Here is a 19,397-nt window from a genome sequence, read left to right as displayed (position 1 = left end):
TGTGCTTAATGGCTTTTCTTATTCTTACGCCAACATAACTATACACATAAGGCACAAAAGGTCCTCTAAATAGCTATAATCTACTATACTAGCTACTAGCTATATATATTTTCATAATCAAACATTTTTAATTATCAATATATTAGATAGAATATTCTTTTTGAAAAGTTTTTGTCAATTGGAATATTATTAGCATTTAACCTTTTTTTTATAAGTTTCATTTGATTTCCAGTTAACTTAATATAGTTGAATCGCTTATTTATAATTTCCAATGGACTCTGATCATATTTTATAATACTTAGTAAAGTATTGGTTTTATAAGAATTTAATCTACAAGAAAAGACTAGCTTCTTTATTTCATATACTAGTTCTTTTATCATAGTCTGATCATTAATATATCTATAATTATATCCCATTCCAAACTTAAATTTTTTACCATTTTTATTATATGATGTAATCCCAAAAAGTATATTTACAAGTCTATAATATAAAGTCCAAAAGGCTTTATTAGAACTTTTATTTTTTTTATATTTATAAAAATCGTTTTTAATTTTATTTAATATCTTCAGGTATTTCTCTTTCGATATACTAATATAAAGTTTTTCTTGCCTAGTATAAAACCTGTAACCCAAATAATTAAAATCTATATCTTTTTTCAAGTTACTTTGATTTAAAAAAGATACTTCGGTCTTTTTACTGTTAATTTTCAATTCATACTTTGAGAGTAGTCTGGATATTAGGTCTTTCATTTCATTCTCATTTTTCTCTCTTGTTTTTCGATCCTTAGAATCATCATAGTTAATTATTAATATATCATCCACGTATCTGAAGTACATAATTGGTTGAAAGAATAGTTTAATATCATTATCAAAATCCTCCAAAAAAAATTCAGCCAGATGATTAGAAAATTGAAATCCTAATGGAATTCCCTCTACCTTACTAGTAAAAATAAATTCTTTGAGAATATTCAAAGAATCATTGTTAAGTATATTTGAATTATTCAACTTTTGATACAAAATATGTTTACTTACTGAAGGGAAAAAACTCTTTATATCGGTCCTTAAAATAGATAGATTTAACTTTTGAACTGAAAAATTTATATAGTCACCTTGTGTTAGATAACTAATTAATACCTTAATAATCTCATCTCTACTCTTTAAGTTAAGATTAAATTTATTCTGCATTTCAAATTTTAACCTAGTGTAATCTTCTGATTGGTTTTCATCTGGTATGAAGTACGTTTTGTTACCAGATTTAATTTTTTTTGAATCTTTAATACTTGTCATATCATTTCCCTTTCTATGCACTTATACTTTGCCCAAAAGAGTTATGAAAATACCCATTTGGGCAAAAGGTACAACCTCTACCTTTGAGAACCTCTTAGTCCTCATCGTGTGTGTATTCAATTTAGCCTCCATGCGTTTCCGTACAACTAAATGAATTTAATAGCCTCAAACTATCAAGTATAATGTGCAGTGATTCTTCAGTCATAAGAATAAACACTTATATGTAAATTAATATGAATCTAGATAATCACAATTATATAATATATTATATAATTAGGAAAAATCAACTAAATTTGGAGGAAATATGAGGGAACAACTTTTTTTTAAAACTGACACATTACCAATAGAGTTACCAATATTATTTAGTAATAGAAATTTATACTCTAATTTTACAAAAAATTATTTAACACAGTTATATACTATCGACACTAGTTACCAAAATTTATTATCATATAACACAGTTCCTTATCAATTTTATGTACCTAAAAACGAAGAAAGTAACCGAAAAATATCTCTACTTCACCCAGTTGCCCAACTTCAAATTTTTAGTTACATATTGCGTTATGAGCAACTAATAGTATCGTTTTCCAGTGAATCAAAATTCAGCGTACGATCTCCTATTATAAAAAACCAACCTGTATTTACACTAAAGAGTAGGGATAAAACTTGGAAGCGTCTAGATGAAGAATTTAGTTTTAGTAAGGAGAATGTAGTAACATCTGAAGAAGATGAAAAGTATTTTTATTCATACTTTTCATATAAGTCTTTTAAGAGTATTCAAAATTTATACGATTCTCCAAAATTTAATAGAGTAAAATACAAATTTAATTATTTTATAAAATTAGATATACAAAATTTCTTTCCAAGTATCTATACACATGCTTTAGCTTGGGCTATTTTTGGAGATAAATCACTTGCCAAAAAGTTAAGAAATGAGAAAGAAATATTTGCTAACGCAACAGATATAATATGCCAAAAAATTAACTTTAGTGAGACTAATGGAATAGTAGTAGGACCAGAGTTTTCTAGAATAATTTCAGAACTATTACTAACTAGAGTAGATACCATAATTTATAAAAAACTTCATGACTTGGGCTACATTTATAATAAAGATTATGCAATTTATAGATTTATAGATGATTATTTTTTATTCACTAAGAATAAAGCAGTTGCGAATAAAATTGAGGAACTTCTAAAAGTAGAATTAGACATATTTAATTTAAAAATTAATGATTCTAAAAAGCACATCCAAGAAAAGCCATTTGATATGTTAGATCATTCAATAGTTGAATTAAAAAATGCTTTCTCACTCTTTAATTACAATGTCAGTAGGTATGAAAATTCAAATTTCAAATCGAAGAGATGGTTAGATAGTATTTGGAGAAATTTATTTAATAATATCGAGTTAATTATAACTAAATACCCTCATTCTAAAGATAGAACCATCAAATATTTCTTAAAAAAAATAAGAAACACTATTCCCATAAACTTTGAAATTAACATGTATAGTTTAACTAATATAATTGAAATCATTTCTCAGATTTTTTCTCTCAGCATAAATACATATACTACTGATTATGTCATAGCAATTTACACCAAGATTGTTCAAACTTTAAAGAAAAGTAAAGAAGGCAATGGAGATTTTTATAATTTCATCAACGAAAAAGTATATCAATATTGCTATACTTTACTTAAAAATAACTTCGAGAAAGTTGACAGAATGTACGACCTAATAATATTCACCAAGTTTTTAGAAAAAAAATTACCAAGTACATTTTTAACCAAAATCCTTGAAGACTATAAAAATAATTATTTCGTTCTTTGTTCTGTTGGCTATTATATTCTTGATATGGATCTAACAGGCATTAATACTCAATACATAACTTGCATTAAAAAGTTAAGAAAAATCATTTTCACTTTTAAAAAACAGTACAAAAGTAAAGGGGCTGAACACCCTATTTTAGAATCTGAGTACTTCTATGTAATTAATGATTTTTCTTACTATCCAGGTTTTAGAGATAGTGATAAAAATAAGTTGAAACGTGAACTAACTCGAGCAATATCTAAATTACCATTCAACAACAATGATGATGAAAACTTTAAAAATAAATACACTGAAATTTTCTCTAAAATTACTAGTTCCTCATATTATAATTGGAATAGAAATATCTCTAGTTTTTTAAGAGAAGTCGCTAAAAAAAGCATCAATATTCCAAACAATAATTTATCAAATTACAACTAGATATTATCATATCATTGAAGAAAAGAATTAATCTAAACTACTTTAACGAACATATATGATTATATAATTGTTTATTAGTAAATACTCTTTATGATACCTGACCCCCACTTCCTTATCACCGGGGGTCAGGCACTTTTAATCAGTGCTTTGTAATATATAAATATAGCTGCTACCTTTTTCTATAACAATTCATCCAATCAATATGATTTATTGAAGTCCGTGGAATTGAAGCCCTAGTTGTTTCTCCTTTGTCATTATCATCGTTACCCTCTACTAAATGGAAAAAATTCGCTCTTCTCTATCGTCGTCATCAGCTAGATCCAAATCTCACCTTCCTCTTCAATATGTTCTGACAGATCATCAAATCCTCCTAGGTGGAAACTACTCAATTCCTCTGGTATACTCTCATTCGCCCGCTCTCCATGATTAATGCAATCAAATTTAGCCACTTATGCGTTGTTTTGAGCCAGTTATTGCGGAGTAAAGATTCACTTGTGACCGTCAAGTGAAATGAAACAATTTTTTCTCATTAATTTGATACACTTTCCTGCCCAAAGATATTTTTACGGTGTTTCATACGATAACTATCACCATTAAAATGTATAATTTCAACACGGTGAACTATACGATCTAATATAGCCGTAGTAATTGCTGGATCTCCTAATAACTCTCCCCACTCTTTTGGTGCTTTATTTGACGTTAAAACAATAGATGACTGCTCATGTAGATCGTTAATCAAGTGAAAGAATAGGTTTGCTTCATGTTGATCCATTGCCATAAACATCAAGTCATCAATAATAACCAAATCTGCATCTCTAATTCGCTTTAACCTTGCTTTTGATTTACGGGTAATCTCTTCGGTTTTTAATGCATGTACTAAGTCACCCATTGTTGTGAAAATGACTTTGTACCCTTCATAAATCGCTTTTATCCCTAGCCCTATGGCCAGGTGTGTTTTCCCCACACCTGGAGGTCCTAATAATACTAGGTTGTAAAGTTGATCAATCCAATGGAGATCAATTAGTTTATTAAACTTCTTTTTTCTAAGGGCTTGTTGCTGATCTAGATCGAATTCCTGAAGCGTTTTGTAGTGGGGAAAACTCCCCCCTTTAAACGCTTTTCTATTTACTTTTCCTCACGGCGCTTTTGCTCATATTCCATGATTGACATTAAGAATTTAATATAGGACTCTTAATTTCTTTCAGCTGTCTTTACGAGATTAGTAAGGCTAATAGGGACGGTTCTTAAAGGGGACAATCGGAAGTTTTGCGATAAAGAAAGCACAACGAGCAGCGTTCGACTGCACGTTGTGCTTTCATCTTATCTCATCCCAAACTATACACGCAAAATACTTGATTGCCCAAAGAAGCGTGGGGACGGTTCTAATGCTTCCAAATTGTATTAACTTCTAAATTGAAGTACGAGTCGAGTAGGAGGGAGCCTTTCTACTTAAAAGCAGATTGTGCTCCACCCCCCTCCTAGAACCGTACGTGCGGTACTACCGCATACGGCTCTTCCTATCACCCTTCACTTAATAAAGCTAATTTCAGATCTAAGATCGTAGATGTTTACCTTAACCTTCGGTTTAGGTAGAGGATTCTTTCTGAGGAATAGGTTAAACTTATCCCAGTTAAACGATTTACGTTGGCTACGCCTATTTAACCATTTAAAGAGAAGTCTTTGTACTTTATCAACGAATTCCCTTACCATTTGGATATTATCCGTAATGCAATAGTAGTTATAGTAACCTGATAGAGAGCGTCTGAACCGAGTCATGATTTTGTGAATGTTCATGTTTCGGTTCTTCTTTAACCATTCTTTCGTTTGTTTGAGTTTGTTACGCATTTTCTTCTTATCGGTTGTTCTCTTAACTCGAAACTTTCCTACTTTGCTTTCACTACAATAGTGAGTAAATCCCAGGAAATTAAATGTAGGCGGTCTTCCATTACCTTTTCGCCTTGCGTTCTCCTTGGCAAACTTTCCAAACGGAATTACTTCAGATTTATCCTCTGCGATCTCTAGGTTAAACTTGTTTAGTCTATCTTTCAGTTGGCCAAAGAATTTATAGGCATCTTGTTGGTATTGAAAACAACATACAAAATCGTCCGCATACCTTACAATGTAAGCTTGTCCTCTACACTCTTTTCTAATTTTCTTTTCAAACCAAAGGTCTAGCACGTAATGGAGATAGACATTCGCAAGAATGGGAGATGCAATACCTCCTTGAGGAGTACCTGATTTCTCTTTGACGTGTCTGGCTTCCTCCATGAATCCTGATTTTAAGAATCTAGCTATAATTCTTAAAAGGTTAGGATCGTTGATCCTATATTTTAAGAATTCCATCATCCATTTGTGATCAACATTATCAAAGAATCCTTTAATATCAACGTCTACTATATAGTTCGTATACTTTTCTTCTATATAGTAGTTTAATACTTTAAGAGCATCATGGCAGTTTCGCTTAGGTCTAAAACCAAACGAACTATCTAAGAAATCATTCTCGTAGATAGCGTTAAGAATCTTGGATAATCCCTTTTGAACTATTTTATCCTCATAGTCTGGAATGCCCAACGGGCGTTTCTTCTTCGATCCAGGTTTATCGATGTAAACTCTTCTTGAAGGTTGAGGGCGGTAGCTCATTCTTTTCATTCGATTAACCTAGTTCTGTAGGTTCTCATCCAATTTCTCACTGTATTCTTCTTTAGTAACTCCCGTTACTCCTGTAGCTTTGTTAGCTGCTATTTCACGATGACACTGTCTTAAGGATTCTTTGTTTAGTAAATGTGCTAGTGAAGTAAACTTCATCTTTTGATTTTCTTTAGCTAGTTCTGCTATTCTCATTAGTTTTGTTTCCACTGTTATTACCTACCTCTGTGTGTAGTCAATGTTTCCCTAAATAAGATGGTGATAGGGAGTTTACCTTTCCTCCATCAGAATTACCCGACTTCATAGGTACTATGTAAACTCTCCGACTTCCTAACTGGCATTTGGTTTCCTCACTTTGTATCGCTTGTACACCATACTCCTTGCTTCCACAAGAAGACCGTTAGGATCTCCTGAGTTGCTACAATATATCTGTGTATGACGTGCCGAGGGCAGTTGACCCCGAGGAGCCTTCTTCTTTCTTGCCATAAACGAAAGAGAAGTGTTGCTTTCTACACGGTCCAGTGCATCAGCACTCCTATATTAGGATTACGGGGCTCAATCCCTTCAACCTTGGCTTACGGCCCATCACCTAACTGTCTACGCTTAAAGGTAAGAGTTACCCCTTACCCTCCAAGACTCGCTACGATTGAATGGCTAATTCTTCATCGGCAGGAATCCCACCTGCTATATATTGCAACCTTGCTCAGTCGCTCGAACCGTCCCCCTCCTTTCCAAAATGAAGAATGTGGAAATTTCCTTCAGCTTTATCCAAAGGAAGACTCCGATGATATTTACGATATCTTTGGAAAAAATGAATTGGGAATCCTAATTCAAGATTGGCTGTCCCGGCAAAGGTAACACCCCCCTTCTACAATAATAGAAAGTGGGGGCTAAAGTTAAAAATATCAGTTAGCTTAAAAAATGATTCCCTTATAAGATATCATCTAATTCGGTTGCCAGTTGTTTTTCCTCAATAATAAGTCCTTCCAAAAGAGGAGAAGGAGTTCCCTGATAGAACACTTTAACTGCTTGCTGTGCTCTTGTTAGAAGAACATATAATAATTTGGCGTGCAAATCATCTTTAGGGAAAGTTTCTTCATTACCATTTACAAGTAATACTGCATCAAACTCCATCCCTTTGGAATTATACGAAGACAACACATTTATCCTGGTTTGTGTAAATTCTTGTTCAGGATTAATATAAATTACTTCATTACTATACTCTTTCTTAAGATGTTCCGTGAGTCTTTTTGCTTTTGCCTCATCTTTGTGAATAATAGCTATTCGCTTGTATTGCTTCATCCATTCTTCCACTTGTAAAATAATGCCATCCACCAATTCTCGTCCAGAGTTCACTCTTGTATAAGATACTTCAGATCCCTTTCGGTTTAATGGAGTTATTCCCTTATGGTTTTTACCAAACTGATTAGTTAAAACTTTATTTGCAGTATCAATAATTTCTTTCGTGGAGCGGTAACTTGTTTCCATGGATAAATACATATCATTTCCATTTTTCTCGAAGAAGGAATCAAGGATCTCTGACCAATTATTTTGCCCATAATCCATAAATATCGATTGTTCTTTATCCCCTAAAATCGTCATTGTCTTCGTTATTGTCTTGAAAATAGCAAAATGAATAAAACTTAAATCCTGTGCTTCATCAACTACAATATGAGAATATTTCTTATCGATACCATGAATAAGAAGATGGATATAATAAAGTGGTGCTAGGTCGAATACTGTAACATCTTTTTCATCGTTTTTATGAAAAAGTTCATGGATTTCTTCACCTAATTCGTGTTTGTACACCTCTAAAAATAATGGGTTTAAAATTCGTTTATAAACCGTTAGTGCACCGTCTATCATCATCAAATTCTTCCAAGAAGTGTAATTTTCCATTACTTCTTTTTTTAGTTGCTTTATCTTATAATCTTTAACAAAATTTAACTTAATTTTAAACTTTCTCTCCTCTTCAGAAGGTAATCCACCATTTTCGAGATAGCCTTTTGCAAAATCATTCTGATTATCAATTTCTTTTATTTTCTTCTTCAATAAATCATTATAGTAACCTTCTACATGCTCTAAAAAACGTTGTACTCGTTTTGAAAATGGTAAATATTCATATCCGTTGTATATTTCTTCTAACTCTTTTGGATTTAATCTTTCACCAAAGATTTCAATTGGCTTTAATTGATTTAAATAATTTACTTTCATTTCTTCTACATAGATATCAATTAACATTGCAAAAGATGCTGACCCTTTAAAAGCGATTCTCTTCTGTTCATCTCTATTTTTCTGAAACAAAATATTTTCAAAGTAATGGTGGTTTGAGTTGACTATTTTTTTCTTAACGTATGTTTTAAGATATGGCATTACTAAGTCATAAAAAGTAGACTGTTGAATTCCCTCCAAGTCCAACTCAGGAAGTAAACCTTTAAAGGAACTAATAAACAAGTTAGATGGACCTAGTATTAAAATATCTTCCGGCTTTAAATTTTTATTATTGAATAAGAGAAATGATAAACGATGTAGTGCAATCGATGATTTTCCTGATCCTGCAACTCCTTGAATAAGTACATTTCTATCAATTGGTTGCCTTATTGCTTTATCTTGCTCTTTTTGAATTGTTGCTATTATTTCCTTTAAATAACCTGTTGTTTCACTTTTTTCTAGAATATCTTGTAGAAAAGCATCTGTAACATTTAATTCTTCACCTTTATCACTCTTGGTAATGTTTAATTTACTATCAGGATCAGCCACCTGCTGAATCATCTTAATAATTTTAGCATCTTTAATAGTAAATTCTCTTTTTCTTAAGACTTCAACTTCGTTTGTAATTTTTCTACCATATTTATCTTCAAAACTAATAGTTTGTAGTGATTCCCCTGGAGTAAAATTATAAAACACAGAAGCCATCGGCATTCGCCAATCAACGACGATTAAATTTTCATCTAAGTCACGAACACCATATTTCCCTATATAAAATGACTCCCTATCTCCATCATCTATATCAAGTTTGCCAAAGAACGGCTCTTTTTTAGCTTTTAGTAAATTTTGTTCATCAATTTTTGCTCTAGAATATACAATTTCATCCCCTACACTGTTTTCTCTTTTTCTAAAAGAATTTCGTTTTCTGTTTATTATTTCACTTATATAATAACTTCGATCGCTAATTTTTTTCACAGTCTCATCAAATTTCTTTTGCTCTAGCTTAATTTCTTTATCCATTATATCCCGCTCCCCCTCCAAATGAACAAAAGTCTCCTTAGTATTATATATCTATTATCCTTAATTTTTCTGGAAATAATAATAATTCTCCCTACTTCAAAACCCCAATAACCTTCCCATTAATCAACACATCTTCCCTTTTCATTTGTATCGGTTCGTAGCTGCTATTTTCTGAGATTAGTAGAACGGAATCGCCCATCAGCATGAATTTCTTCATCGTTGCTTCTTCTTCTATAATCGCAATGACGATATCACCATTGGATGCGACGTTTTGCCGATTGACGATTACCTGGTCGCCTTTATCTATGCCGGCACCGATCATACTATCTCCCGTCACCGTTAGTGCAAACGTATCATTAGGAGAGGCTATCCAATCATTCGGCAGGACAATCACACTTTCATATTGCTCTTCCGCCGTGGTTGGGACACCAGCCGCAACATTTCCAATAAGAGGCACCCTCGTTTTCGTTTCATATTCCACGAACAATCCACTTGCCGAGTCACTTATTTCCATATTCTCTGTATCACCAATTTCTGTTGCATAAGAGTATTTCTTTCCGTTCTTTAGATTTAGATACATTCTTTTTTCTTTTGTTTCAGGTAAAAATTGAGGACGACATTTTGGAATATCGTTAAGCACTTCTCCTTGTCGATCAACACATTTAATTTCCAACCCATCAGTTACAACTCCATACCGAACCGAGGCATCTGCCTCTATATAGGATGTCAGTTGCGCGAAACCAGACTCAATTCCTGCACCAAACCGCTTGATTTCTGCAAAAATATAAGGAACCATCTCACCGTTCACGAAAATACTCACGCCAATATCCACATACCCTCGTTTTGAAAATTGCTGAACAGGAAACTCTAGTTTAATAAGCTCTAACGGATATCCATACGTATTCACCAATTCCTTCAGTAGCCATTGACGGACAACCTCTTCCTTAGCATTAATATCCACCAGTTGATTCGTTAACTGATAATCCTGTATTCCAATCGAATGAAACGGTCTTAATGTACAGTCCCGTTTGACCCGTAAATGATCGTTAGTTATTTCCTTAATAAATTTAGATGGTTTTCTGACGGAAGACATGTATAAAAGATCATTCGCTCTCGTCATCCCCACATAAAGCAACTTCCGCTCCTCCGAGTCTAGTGTCGCCTCATCATCCAAATCATAAAGGCTATCATTTGGTATGACCCCTTCATTTAAATCAATGAGGAAAATAACTTTAAATTCTAACCCTTTTATTGAATGCATGGTTACTAGTTTCACTTTATTCGAATCAAAATCCGGCTTAGTAGAATTTAAAATTTCACTAAATATCTCTGCGTTTTCTAACCCGACACTCACACTTTCAATCAAACGCTTCTCTTTGGCAACAATACAAATATCAGAATGCCTATAGTCATTTAATAATGTAGTAATCTCACTGATTAAGAAATCTAATTGCATCGCACTGCTTGTGAAAAAACGATACATCGGTGGGTGACCGTGTCTATCGATTAAGGATGGCTTCACGAAATCCACATTGTTATTAATATTTACATCATGCTCAATTAATCCATAAGCAGCAGTTGAGATTTCCGTTGTTGTGCGGTAATTCTTCGTCAGCATGCGAGACTTCCCACTCATATCATAGCCAATCGTTGTATAGGGGCGTCCCTTCCCTAACCATGATTGAGAGTAAATACTCTGGGTGTTATCCGCCACAAACATAATCGAAGAATGGCGCTTTTCGGAGTAAATACACTTTAAAAATTCTAGCTGAACCTTCGTTAAATCCTGGCTTTCATCAATAATAATATGAGTATACTTCCCATGATTCATCTGTTGCGCCTCTTGCAAGGCAAGAAGATTCATCTTCTTAAACGTTATGTATCCATTGTTTTCAAGTAGTGCATTAAATATTTCCATTAACTCAAAAATAGCAGCCCTTAGTTCCGAATTTTTCGTTAATTTCTGCGGTGTACCACTACCACCCGTAGCTCGTCCAATACGGTCGATGTTTTGATACGTTTCCACATCTGGAATATTGCATGCATTAATCCATGTCACTTCATCTCGAAGAAAAAGACTGTTCTTTGGTGACAGGATCCTATTTGTAGGATACTTTTCCTTCAACTGGTGAATCGCCTTTATCATCAGTTGGTTTTCCACAGGCGCTGTTGGTGTTTCGTATTTCGTCTTCACTCTCTGTTGATACTGATTAAAGTACTTGTACATGAGACTATCAATCGTCACTATTTTTATTTCACTAGTTGATTGAAACAATGACTCTAGTTCAGGCTCCGCTTCCTTAAGCTTTTGATATTGATGCTTAATATAACTGAGTAATGTTTTGTTATAGGTAACTAGTAATATATTATCATCCTCTTCAGGACAATAATGATCATGCAAAAAGGAAATACGGCGTACCGAAACCGTTGTCTTCCCCGATCCCGCAACCCCTTTAATCATCATATGACCACTCGGCTCTAGTTCAACAATTCGCCTCTGCTCCATATTGAGCTTCATAACGACCACCTCCATCATCCATCCATCTATGATTTGATCTGGTTCTATATAGTTAATACTAGTATAACAGGAAAATTTACTCATTTTTACAAATAATGATCATTTTCAGGAAAACAGAGGGATTTATTGGAGATTACTAGAAACGAGAAAAAGCCTTTGAAGGATATTTATCCCTAGAGTCAACTTTTCGCACGTAAAAAAGTGCTAGGCATTCAGTTCGTTGCCGTTCACACTGATTGCCTAGCACTAAAGCCAGAAATATTATGTTAATATGACAATAATTTATTGGAGAAAATGGAGAATTAGCATATACAATAAAGTCATCTCTTCCTTGATAATGTCACTCCAGTCCTAACACTAGCCTCATCAATTCCACTTTAATGTTATTTGCTTCTAACATTGATTAAAGAGGGTTAGAACTTTGTACCAAATACATTCGACACTTTAAGTACCATTATCATTTGTTAAATACCTTATGAGTACTTTTAAAGCCTTTACATAATCCTGTGAATCAGTACCATCATTTTTATTTTTTTTGATATTCAACCCTATTACTTTTAAATTTTTCTTTGCTAATTCTCTAGCGGTATCAAAATTTGGGTTTGCTACCACGATATAATGATTTCCACTTATTACGTTATAAATCTTATTATATAAGTCTTCAAAAAAAGCATCATTAAAAGAAAATCCTAAAAATAATAAAGGTTTGGAACCAATTAGAGACACAAAACGAAAATTGTTATCGTTATCGCTATAAAACTTTTCATAACTCTTTTTAGAAACTACCATACTTTCCTTTTGTTTTATATTCCCATGAAGGTGCAATACTTGATTAGACCCAATATGTAATTCCTGGGAGTCATCGAATTCATTAAAATTCATTGCGGATGTATATTCATTAAATTTCGATAAATATTTACTTAAAATTAAATCATAATTAGTTGTTAAATAGAAGTTAGATTCTAATTTGACTATATCTGAATAATTATGCTCTCTTTCTTCAACATAAGATAACTGAGTATTTTTTATGATTTCAACTACTTTTGTTTGAAGCTGTTTTTCACCTGTAATCAAATAAGACTTATCTTTTATTAATTCTAAAGCTTCCATAAAATCACCAGAGTCCATTAAATCGTCAAACATCTCATTTTGATAGTTTTTTTCAAACGACGGACTTAATCTTTCAATTAATCCCCTCCAATTTGGTATACCAAAAGGGAGGGATAACCCAGCTCCTATGAATGGAATTATCCGGTTACTTGCCTCTTTCAATCTCTTTAGATTATCCAAAAATTCGTGTTTAAAATACCTTTCTTCTTCTTTTTCTTTCAACCACTTAAGTACATCTTTATAAGCATTATCTTTCAAATGGTATATAAATTCCACTTCGTGGTCAATATCCCCCATTAAATTCCCTTCGCAAAATTCACATTTATTAGCAGAAGGTATTGTTTCACTTGATTCATTAAAAACTGGACATTCATATGAAACTTCTGTGGTGATTATTTTTTCATGTTCCATATAATTAATTATTACCAAAATTTGCTCGTCAGTAAGATTTTCAATTAATAATCTCTTTGTAAATTGCTCACGCCCAATACAATTTATCATATTCTCTATCAAAAAAAACGCATCTTCGTCTGATAATTGTAAATCAGAAGCTACGCTTTTCATTAAGTTCTCTAACGACATGGTATACAGTCCTTTCATCTAAATGTCTTGTAGGAGCAAATAATACTTTGAAGTAGTTTGTTTTTGAAATAATTCTTGTTCGAATTACATCTAAGTCACTTCCCTCAAAATCTGTAAACCAAGCCATTGACCACTCTTCTAAACGCTTTGAACTATTAAAATCTGTATATAAACTATATAGTGTCTCTGAACCATAAATTGGTTTTTTTGCAGAATTAGAACCAGTAGAACTATTGTTAGCTCTACCATTTTTATAATTTATTTTTGTTGGATACCCTAATAACTTTAATTCTTTTGCTTTGGATCTTAATTTTTCACCATGGATATTATTTCTCATATATATCCCTAATAGTAACGATTGAATATTTTTATTAAGATCACTTATATGACTGGCAGACGACATCTCTCCAATTTTATCCAGCTTTATTTTTGCCTTTTCAACAAAATCTAATGTGTCTTCTTCTATCGTCTCCATTAACTTTTCTCTGGATTCGTAAAACATGCTATCTAATAATCCCTTACAAAAATCAAACATCGCTTCTCTATCGGAATTAACATTCACGTATTTATTTATGAATAAATAAGGAAAAATCTTTTTTTCTATGTAGTTATGGAAGCTAGTCGGGGTACTAACTTGGTCATCATCGTCTTCATCTTTTGGAACTGTTGAGCAATTATGAACTAGTACCAGGCATTCTCCCTTCGAATAATGTATATCTATTCCAGCCAACATATACCTTAATTTCGAGTCATTATATGTTTTTCCAATTAATAATCGGAGCCTATCTACTTTATCATCGACAACACTATAATTAATTGCGGCAATAAAATAAACATTACTTTTTCTTATATTTAATTGATCAAGTAAATTATATCCATTGGGTGACATAGCTTCTTGAAGAGGAACTGATATATTAACGGATTTATATTTTTCAATAAGTAGTTCTAAATTTGGAGTTAATTTATTAATTTCAATAGCTTCTGCACTTTTTAATTTATGAACATATACATGTTTAAGTTGCCCATATAAAATATGTTCAAAAAGTAGTTTATTTATTATACTTTTGGGACGCAACTCTATAATATCTTGATAAAATTCAGCGAAATTTTGAACTCCCTTATCTGGCAAATCAAATTTCTCACAAACTGTTTTTTTAAATAATTCTACATCAACATATTCTAGAAACTTTTCACCATTAAATAGATAAATAGATTCAACAGTCATCAAACGCCCCCCTGAAATAACAGAATTTTACAACATCTTCTAAATTATATCATCAATCCTTTTTTCTTACAAAAAGGTTTAAAAAATATGATTATTTTAATTACTTTAATTATTTTCCAACAATCATAGTTACACCCAAATCTTAAAAAAATATGTGGATCTACTAATTGGCTCACGCTTACTTTTTTCTTTATTTACGATGAACCGTAACCTTTTATTTGTAAAAAACAAGAAGGTATAGGGGAAATCTTTCAAGAGATGAATACGGACACAAGAAAAAAAAGTGCCAGACCCCCATTACTATACAGTACTGGGGGTCTGGCACCACACGATAGAAGGAACCGTCCCCGTAATACTAAACGATTTCATCCATAAAAACTGCCTCACGTCTATTTTATAGAATCGTGAGGCTGCTTTGCTAGAGCTTGTTTATTCCTTAAATGCAGTAATCTTATTTAAATAAGAAAGTACTTTCTGCTTATCTCCTTTACTGAAAAATTCAGCCAAAAGTTCGTAGCAGATGTGCAAATCAATTAAATAGCACTCATGCGTGCTAGTGTCATATACAAAATGATACATACTTTTCTCTTTAGAACTATCCACCACTTTGTATTGTTCCAGGTCAAACAATTCACGCATACCATCCTGTGCTAGACTCATAAATTCTTCCCTCGAAACCTTTCTAAGTGCCACGAAATCCAGTTCTTCACTCATATTAGTACCTCCAGTTTATCTATTATAGTCGACCATTCAGAGAACATTATGCATGACCCAGCTTTTTAAATTTTATTATAAATTCATTGGCTTGGGTAGTATTTGGCATTTAGAGCAAAGATCAATCTAAATAATAATAGAAAAAATTCTTGATTTTCAATATTCCAAGAAAGATTATTTGATGGACAATCTTTAACGATACCATTACGCACCGCTTTCCTAGCACCATATCTATAAATATCTTATTAATAGAAAGATAATTTCTTAGGGGGAAAAGGAGAATAATACTATTACACTAAAGTGTTCTCTTCCTAGATTTTTTATGAGGAAAATTGTATTCGCTTTTTCTTTAATTTTGATTATATAATCACTATATATTACGAATCTATTTCAAAACTAGCAAGTGCGAATCGTCCCCATTTGCCGCAGATGTTCGTTTTTTTGCTGGATATCAACATTAACGTTTAACAGAGCTTAAAATAAAGAGCCTCGCAAACTATATCAAGAATTATATCATCAAACTCTTTCTTCGAGATATTCATTGATGATAAGAACCTCTTGTTCTTTTTAAAGGACTTCGACAAAAGTTTTTTATCCTTATCATCTAATTTAATTTTATATAAAAGATTTGATAATGCGATGATCAAATCTTTATGTGAGGAACATAAAACTTCATTAGCTTTTCCGTTACCTTCAGAAATAAATTTACTGAAGTCTTCTTCATTATACTTTGGTTGCAAACCTAATATCGGATTTACAAGCAATTGTGTTGATGCTGACATCAAATTTACATAAGCTCCTAATTCAAACTGCTGAACTTCGGTCATTTGATTATAATCCACTCCAAATGATTCTATCTTTTCAATCGCATCGTTGAGTTTAACACTTTCGTCTTTTATACGAGATATGCGTTCATTAAGCTCAACAATTGCAAGTTCATATGATTTTTTATCTCGCTTACTTATCAATGTAAAAATGTTTTCAAGTCGATTCCGATCACTTTTAGTCTTCCAAAAAAGAAGTCCACTACCCAAAATTGCAATGCTTGCAATTGCCCAACCAACAGGTCCAGCAAGAGCTAAGAAAGCATTTCCGGCTGCCATACCGCCACCACCTGCCGCAAGTGCTCCACCACCTAACCACGCTAATGCAGCTTTAGTGGCTGCAGCACCACTCAGAGCGGATATAGCCGTACCTGTTGATGCAACACCGAAAGTTGTCGCTATTCCCATTGCTGCAGTTGGACCAAGGGCGGCTACTGCAACACCTGCGCCAACACCTGCTACACCTTTTCCAGCATTCTTGGCTACAGCATTTTTATAATCTGACTTGATTTTTTCAACCTGTTGTTTCCAATACAAACGTACTTCTTTTAGTTTTTTATATTCCAAGTGTTTCTGACTTGGCACGTTTCTAATTTTATCAAATAGCTCCTGAATATCGTTTAATGCAGTATAAAGATTGCTAGTATATTTTCCAAGCTCCTCTATTTTATCATTTGTCTTTTTGATGGTAGATTCAACTTGTTCTTGAGCAATTTGTAAATTTGATCTCTTCTTACTCACACTTTATTTCCCCCCAAAAAATAAGAATCTATTTCCATCTTATTTTTTAATATTTCATTATTTTTCACATTTCTCTTTCTAGCTAACAAAACAGATTTTTCAAAAGCGTGTATATACATATCACTATTCTTGAAATCAGTTATAAAATTTAAAAGATTTTTATCTTCATATAATTGGGATAATAGTTGAAGTCCCTCAATATAATTTTCTACAACCAATTTTTCTTTTCTCGCGAAGATTATTTCTCTTTCTGCTTTTTGAAAGCCAATTTCACGCTTAACTTCACCGTATAAGGAAATAGTAAGTCGTCCAACCCCTACGATGTTAAGACGTAAGAAAAACTCAGTCGGATTAAAAGATCCTGCACCTGTTACAAAACCACGAACAGTAGCATCACCTATATCTATAAGGCAAAACGTCCCATGTGCTACAGTCAACATTCTTTTAACAGTTGGATTTGAAAAAGGCTCACACTTTTTCCACATAAGTGAAAACGAACGATTTTCTTTATTGGTTTTAGCAAAATATTTTATAAGTCTTCTGATAGCAAAAACAAGTCGAACTAACATCTCGTTTATAAAAACTGGAATGGCTTGAGCCGACTGGAATCGAGCATCATATCCTTTGTTATATATATTTACAGCTAGCTCGTTTATTGAGTTATCAAACTGTGACACAGGAATATTCAAAGTCCTTTTTAATGCAATGATATCATTTGTCCATGTCCATAAAGGAGAAGGAATCCCCATTCCACGGCCCTTGCTACCTGCTGAGCCTGACATATCAGATATTAAATGACCAAACCAATTAGTAAATGCACAGAATAACTTGCTTGGTATGTTGTTTCCTCTTAACTCGAATTTCTCATCTGCATCAACTAAAGATATAAGTTCACCACCGGAAATAAAATGCGAAGAATTTGTAAACTGGTCTAATATTGAAAAAAACAAACCAAGCAAACTAGGATTATGTGCGAGTGATTTAAAATGATGATTTGTCGGACTTAAATCAAAAACAGAACTTGCCGCGTCACCAGCTCCACGCTGGTCATATGGAATTTTAAATTTATTTTCAAGAAAACGAATTGCTGAAGACAAAGAGTTCTCTCCTTTATCTTCCCATCCATACAATTTAGCAAAATCAGTTGTTCGATTAGCAAACCACTTATCAGTAATATCTCCGAGAGGTGATTCTCCAGGTTTACCAACCAAGAAAATATCAATGATGCCACACAATGCACCTGAACTCGCAGCTAATATATAATCCAATTTATCACAATTAGGCTTTAAGCATTGAATTGACTCAATTGTTTCATCTAAATTATGTATTTCTAATTCTGCTTGACTTAATGCTGCGACAATAGACGATGTGAAGTCATATTCACCATCCACAACACTCATCTCAAGCAACAATTTTTTATTTTGATTTTCTCTAAGTATCTCACCCACCTATACACACCTCATTATCACTTATTTTTGTTCTTCCTATGATCGTGATATGTAATTTTAACCTCTGCATACAACTGAAAATCATCGTAAGAATTAATTTTCTTCTCGCTATCAATAATGATTGATTCTACTTAACCCTCATCGATTAGCCAACCAGTAATAATATCATAATCCAAATTTACCGTAATGTTTGTATATCCAGCCTCTTCAAAAGATTTTACTACATCTTCATAGTTCATCCATTTTGCCTCCTTCAATGGACTCCATTACTGCGTGATGTTTAATCCCTTCACTACAGCAATTTCTCTCATCTAAAGACCATTTGCCAACATAAGCAGTCTTCTCTGCTGCATTTCAGTTAAATGTCAAAGGAGGATTGAGTTTAACAGTATATGTCTTATAACTAAGCCTGTATGCTCTAGGTTTTCTTCTAAATACTTTAATAAAGCCGTATCATCAATATAATAATACATTTTGGTACTACAAATCCGGAATATCCCTTCTTAATATTTCGAATGGTATGTGTTTAGCAAAATTCTATCAATAAATCGGTTGCCGTTTTATACTTGCCAAACACAAACTAACAATACTACCGGATTCCACATGTCCAGAGTGTATGTGGTAACACACTATCATTTTGTGGTTTCCCGTTGCTAGTATCATAATCTGACCCATTTAATCCAAAATTTAACCAAAGATCCTTGAAGACAAAACCATCTATAGATGGAGGTCTTCCAGTTGTTTTTTTCAGTAAACACATTTAGTAAATTGTTGCTCATTTTATATATTTTATTTATTAAAGAAGAATACTGCACAGCCACACTCCCCACCTT

Annotated in this window: 11 protein-coding genes and 1 pseudogene; 1 reads left to right on the top strand and 11 read right to left on the bottom strand. The window is 32.8% G+C overall.

Features of this window, described 5'->3' with window-relative positions; genetic code table 11:
• Positions 1-134: 134 nt before the first annotated feature.
• Positions 135-1,286 carry an RNA-directed DNA polymerase gene (locus BCELL_RS05890; RefSeq protein ID WP_013487762.1) on the bottom strand — a complete coding sequence of 384 codons (1,152 nt, stop codon included), beginning with the start codon at positions 1,284-1,286 and terminating at the stop codon, positions 135-137.
• 304 nt (positions 1,287-1,590) lie between these two features.
• Between BCELL_RS05890 and BCELL_RS05885 the strand changes: the two genes are divergently transcribed.
• Entirely contained in the window at positions 1,591-3,528 is a 1,938-nt protein-coding gene (locus tag BCELL_RS05885) for an RNA-directed DNA polymerase (protein ID WP_013487761.1), read from the top strand.
• Between the two features lie 529 nt (positions 3,529-4,057).
• On the opposite strand, the pseudogene istB reads toward BCELL_RS05885, so the two are convergent.
• The 10 genes and pseudogenes from istB to BCELL_RS05840 all read right to left on the bottom strand — a co-directional run bounded on the left by istB (position 4,058) and on the right by BCELL_RS05840 (position 18,564).
• Positions 4,058-4,761, bottom strand: a pseudogene (gene istB / locus BCELL_RS21525) (IS21-like element helper ATPase IstB).
• Between the two features lie 294 nt (positions 4,762-5,055).
• Entirely contained in the window at positions 5,056-6,177 is a 1,122-nt protein-coding gene (gene ltrA / locus BCELL_RS05875) for a group II intron reverse transcriptase/maturase (protein ID WP_280966592.1), read from the bottom strand.
• A 9-nt stretch (positions 6,178-6,186) separates the two neighbouring features.
• Positions 6,187-6,384: a hypothetical protein gene (locus tag BCELL_RS23050; protein ID WP_245546953.1), complete on the bottom strand. Its 198-nt coding sequence runs from the start codon at positions 6,382-6,384 to the stop codon at positions 6,187-6,189.
• A 720-nt stretch (positions 6,385-7,104) separates the two neighbouring features.
• Positions 7,105-9,402, bottom strand: a complete 2,298-nt coding sequence (locus tag BCELL_RS05870) for a HelD family protein (RefSeq protein WP_041808143.1) — start codon at positions 9,400-9,402, stop codon at positions 7,105-7,107.
• Between the two features lie 91 nt (positions 9,403-9,493).
• A complete protein-coding gene (gene lexA, locus BCELL_RS05865; RefSeq protein ID WP_013487759.1) occupies positions 9,494-11,920 on the bottom strand; it encodes a transcriptional repressor LexA in 2,427 nt (808 codons plus the stop codon).
• Between the two features lie 444 nt (positions 11,921-12,364).
• The gene (locus BCELL_RS05860; protein ID WP_041808142.1) at positions 12,365-13,594 is read right to left on the bottom strand and encodes an SIR2 family NAD-dependent protein deacylase; all 1,230 of its coding nucleotides are present in this window, start codon (positions 13,592-13,594) and stop codon (positions 12,365-12,367) included.
• Complete coding sequence (locus BCELL_RS05855) at positions 13,575-14,837, bottom strand: hypothetical protein (RefSeq protein WP_013487757.1); 1,263 nt, start codon at positions 14,835-14,837, stop codon at positions 13,575-13,577. Before BCELL_RS05855 ends, BCELL_RS05860 begins: the two co-directional genes overlap by 20 nt.
• Before the next feature lie 429 nt (positions 14,838-15,266).
• Positions 15,267-15,551: a hypothetical protein gene (locus tag BCELL_RS05850; RefSeq protein ID WP_013487756.1), complete on the bottom strand. Its 285-nt coding sequence runs from the start codon at positions 15,549-15,551 to the stop codon at positions 15,267-15,269.
• Between the two features lie 464 nt (positions 15,552-16,015).
• On the bottom strand, positions 16,016-17,116 hold the full coding sequence (locus BCELL_RS05845) for a hypothetical protein (protein WP_013487755.1): 1,101 nt from the start codon (positions 17,114-17,116) through the stop codon (positions 16,016-16,018).
• Positions 17,113-18,564, bottom strand: coding sequence for a hypothetical protein (locus BCELL_RS05840; RefSeq protein WP_013487754.1), 1,452 nt, complete (start codon positions 18,562-18,564; stop codon positions 17,113-17,115). Before BCELL_RS05840 ends, BCELL_RS05845 begins: the two co-directional genes overlap by 4 nt.
• Between the last annotated feature and the right edge of the window lie 833 nt (positions 18,565-19,397).

Source organism: Evansella cellulosilytica DSM 2522 (assembly GCF_000177235.2).
GTDB lineage: Bacteria > Bacillota > Bacilli > Bacillales > Salisediminibacteriaceae > Evansella > Evansella cellulosilytica.
Note: the sequence above shows the minus strand (reverse complement) of the source record. Positions and strands in the feature narration are given on the sequence as shown.

Excerpts from the sequence above, each read along its gene's own strand:
- BCELL_RS05890 (WP_013487762.1), bottom strand. The coding sequence starts at position 1,286 with ATGACAAGTATTAAAGATTCAAAAAAAATTAAATCTGGTAACAAAACG.
- BCELL_RS05885 (WP_013487761.1), top strand. The coding sequence starts at position 1,591 with ATGAGGGAACAACTTTTTTTTAAAACTGACACATTACCAATAGAGTTA.
- ltrA (WP_280966592.1), bottom strand. The coding sequence starts at position 6,177 with ATGAAAAGAATGAGCTACCGCCCTCAACCTTCAAGAAGAGTTTACATC.
- BCELL_RS05870 (WP_041808143.1), bottom strand. The coding sequence starts at position 9,402 with ATGGATAAAGAAATTAAGCTAGAGCAAAAGAAATTTGATGAGACTGTG.
- lexA (WP_013487759.1), bottom strand. The coding sequence starts at position 11,920 with ATGAAGCTCAATATGGAGCAGAGGCGAATTGTTGAACTAGAGCCGAGT.
- BCELL_RS05860 (WP_041808142.1), bottom strand. The coding sequence starts at position 13,594 with ATGAAAAGCGTAGCTTCTGATTTACAATTATCAGACGAAGATGCGTTT.
- BCELL_RS05855 (WP_013487757.1), bottom strand. The coding sequence starts at position 14,837 with ATGACTGTTGAATCTATTTATCTATTTAATGGTGAAAAGTTTCTAGAA.
- BCELL_RS05850 (WP_013487756.1), bottom strand. The coding sequence starts at position 15,551 with ATGAGTGAAGAACTGGATTTCGTGGCACTTAGAAAGGTTTCGAGGGAA.